The organism is Actinosynnema sp. (genome assembly GCF_052038725.1).
In genome coordinates this window covers 1-2,670 of record NZ_JBQGCX010000196.1, presented here as the reverse complement: position 1 = coordinate 2,670, position 2,670 = coordinate 1, and the positions used below count along the sequence as shown (strand labels likewise).

At 75.4% G+C, this 2,670-nt stretch carries 3 protein-coding genes; 1 reads left to right on the top strand and 2 read right to left on the bottom strand.

All coding sequences use genetic code 11. The features are described 5' to 3' along the window. Positions 1 to 111: 111 nt before the first annotated feature. The gene (locus ACTUAL_RS03680; RefSeq protein ID WP_440899267.1) at positions 112 to 876 is read right to left on the bottom strand and encodes an SDR family NAD(P)-dependent oxidoreductase; all 765 of its coding nucleotides are present in this window, start codon (positions 874 to 876) and stop codon (positions 112 to 114) included. Between the two features lie 78 nt (positions 877 to 954). Between ACTUAL_RS03680 and ACTUAL_RS03675 the strand changes: the two genes are divergently transcribed. Beyond that, positions 955 to 1,569, top strand: a complete 615-nt coding sequence (locus ACTUAL_RS03675; protein WP_096493056.1) for a TetR/AcrR family transcriptional regulator — start codon at positions 955 to 957, stop codon at positions 1,567 to 1,569. Positions 1,570 to 1,639: 70 nt separating this feature from the next. Here the strand turns inward: ACTUAL_RS03675 and ACTUAL_RS03670 are convergent, their stop codons facing one another. After that, positions 1,640 to 2,509 carry a dioxygenase family protein gene (locus ACTUAL_RS03670; protein ID WP_096493057.1) on the bottom strand — a complete coding sequence of 290 codons (870 nt, stop codon included), beginning with the start codon at positions 2,507 to 2,509 and terminating at the stop codon, positions 1,640 to 1,642. Positions 2,510 to 2,670: the final 161 nt, after the last annotated feature.

Below are 2,670 nucleotides of genomic sequence, written 5' to 3'. Positions count from 1 at the left end.
GGCTGCTGTGAAAGCGAAACCGGGCCCCGGACCTGCCCGATCGGGTCCTGCCCGGTCGGGAACTGCCCGGCCGGGCAGGACCGGCTCGGCGGTCCCGCCCGACCCGACGGCTCAGACCGCGGACCAGCCGTTGTCCACCGGCAGGACCACGCCGTTGAGGCTGCTCGCCGCGTCCGACGCCAGGAACACGATCGCCGCCGCCTGCTCCTCGGCCTCCGACACCCGGCCCAGGTTGCCCATGTACCGCCCCAGCACCTTGGGGCCCGACGCCTCCGGGTCCACCTGCACCGCGATGCCGGTCCTCGTGCCGCCGGGCGCGATCGCGTTCGCCCGGATGCCCTGGTCGCGGTACATGACCGCCAGCGACTTGGTCAGGCCGACGACCCCGTGCTTGGACGCGGTGTAGGCCGCGCCCGCCGCGCTCCCGCGCAGCGACGCCTCCGACGCGGTGTTCACGATCGCGCCCCCGCCCGCCGCGAGCATGTGCGGCAGGACGGCCCGGCTGAGCAGGAACGGGGCGGTCAGGTTGACCCGGATCACGCGCTCCCACTCGGCGTCGCCCACGTCCCCTAGCGCGGTCAGCCGGTCCATGATCCCGGCGTTGTTCACCAGCACGCCGACGCCGCCGAACGACTCCACCGCCGTCGCCACGACCCGGTCCACCACGGCCTGCTCGCCCAGGTCGCCCACCACGACCTCGGCCACGCCGCCCGCCTCGCGGATCGCGGTCCCGGTGGCCTCCGCGGCCTCCGCCGCCAGGTCCGCCACCAGCACCTTCGCGCCCTCGGCCGCGAAGAGCAGCGCCGCCGCCCGCCCGATGCCCGATCCCGCGCCGGTCACGATCACGCCGACGCCCGCCAGTCCACTGCCGCCCATGTGCCCACTCCTGTCACGCCCATTCGTGGCGCATTGTGTCACTGTGTCACGTCGTGCCAAATAGTAGGCTGTGCGCCCGTGGAACCACAGGTGGGGCCAGCCAGGGGTGGCCGTCCGCCGCTCAGCGAGCGGCGCAAGGCGCAGACCAGGCTGGACATCGCCCGCGAGGCGGTCCGGTTGTTCGAGGCGCGGGGGGTCGCTGCGACGTCGGTCGAGGACATCGCGGAGGCTGCGGGCATCTCGACGCGCACGTTCTGGCGCTACTGCGAGGGCAAGGAGGACTGCGTCCGGCCCCTGCTGACCACCGGGGTGGACGTGGTGGCCGCCGCCCTGCTGGAGTGGCGCTTCGGCGAGGACCTCGCGACCGTGCTCGACCGCGCGGGCGCGGCGGCGGGCGAGGTGATGGCCGACGCGCCCGCCACGCAGGCCCTGCTGCGACTGGTGGTGGACGAGCCCGCGCTGCGCTCGGTGTGGCTGCGGGTGCACCACGACGCGGAGGACGTGTTCGCCGCCGCGCTGACCCGCTCGTCCGCGCTGCCGCCCGGCGGGCTGCACGCGCGGGTGGGCGCGGCCGTGGTCAACGGCGCGCTGCGGGCCGCCGTGGAGCACCACGTGGCGCTGCGCGGCACGGAGGGACTGGTCGACGCCGTCCGGGAGGCGCTGCGGATCGCGGTGTCGGGGTTGCGCGGGTAGGTGCCGTCCACAGTGGACCCGACGGCGGGAGCGCCCGTGCCGCAGCGGATCGCGGCACGGGCGCGGTGGCTCAGCCCAGCTGGAACGAGCGCTTGGCGAAGCCCATCGTGTACCCGTCGATCGCGGTGACCGCGCGCTGCGCCGGATCGGTCGCCGCGCCCAGCGTGATGAAGATCGGCAGGAAGTGGTCCGGCGTCGGGTGCGCGTACGGCATCCCCGGCGCGCGCGTGCGGAACGCCGCCAGCTCGTCCACGTCGCCGCGCCCCAGCGCCTCCGCCGCCCACGCGTCGAAGTCGGCCGACCAGGTGGGAACGGCGTTGTGCAGGAACATCTCCCGCGTCGCGAACCGCAGCCCGTGCGTCATGAACCCGGAGCCGATCAGCAGCACGCCCTCCTGCCGCAGCGGGGCCAGCCTGGCGCCCAGCTCCACCAGCCGCGCCGGGTCGTGGCTGGGCATGGACAGCTGGAGCACCGGCACGTCCGCCAGCGGCAGCATCGCCATCAGCGGCACCCACGCGCCGTGGTCCAGACCGCGCGCGGGGTGCTGGTGCACCGGCTCGGCGTCCGGCATGAGCGCGGCGACCCTGCGGGCCAGCGCGGTCGCGTCCGGGGTGTCGTAGCGCATCCGGTAGTAGCGCGGGTGGAAGCCGCCGAAGTCGTACACCAGCGGCGTTCCGGCGGCGGGCGCGGACAGCGCGAGCGGCGCGTCCTCCCAGTGCGCGGACACGATCAGCACCGCCTTCGGCTTGGGCAGCGACCGCGCCCAGTCGAACAGCTGCCCGATCCACGGCCCGTCGTCGAACAGCGGCGGCGCGCCGTGGCTCAGGTACAGCGCGGGCAGCGGCCCGTCCGCGGGCGTCCACCCGCGGTGCGAGCGGGCGCTCTCCAGCGCGCCGGGCAGGAACGCGTCGTACGCGCCCGCGGGGGTTTGGAAGGGCATCAGGCCCGCTTCAGGGCGGTGGCGACCCACGCGCGCAGCGGGGTGGTGGGGCGGCCGATCAGCGCGCTCAGCTCGCCGGGCGTGGCGGCCAGCTCGCCGCGCGCGATGGACGCGTCGATGCCAGCCACGAAGTCCGCCACCGGTTCCGGCAGCCCGGCGCC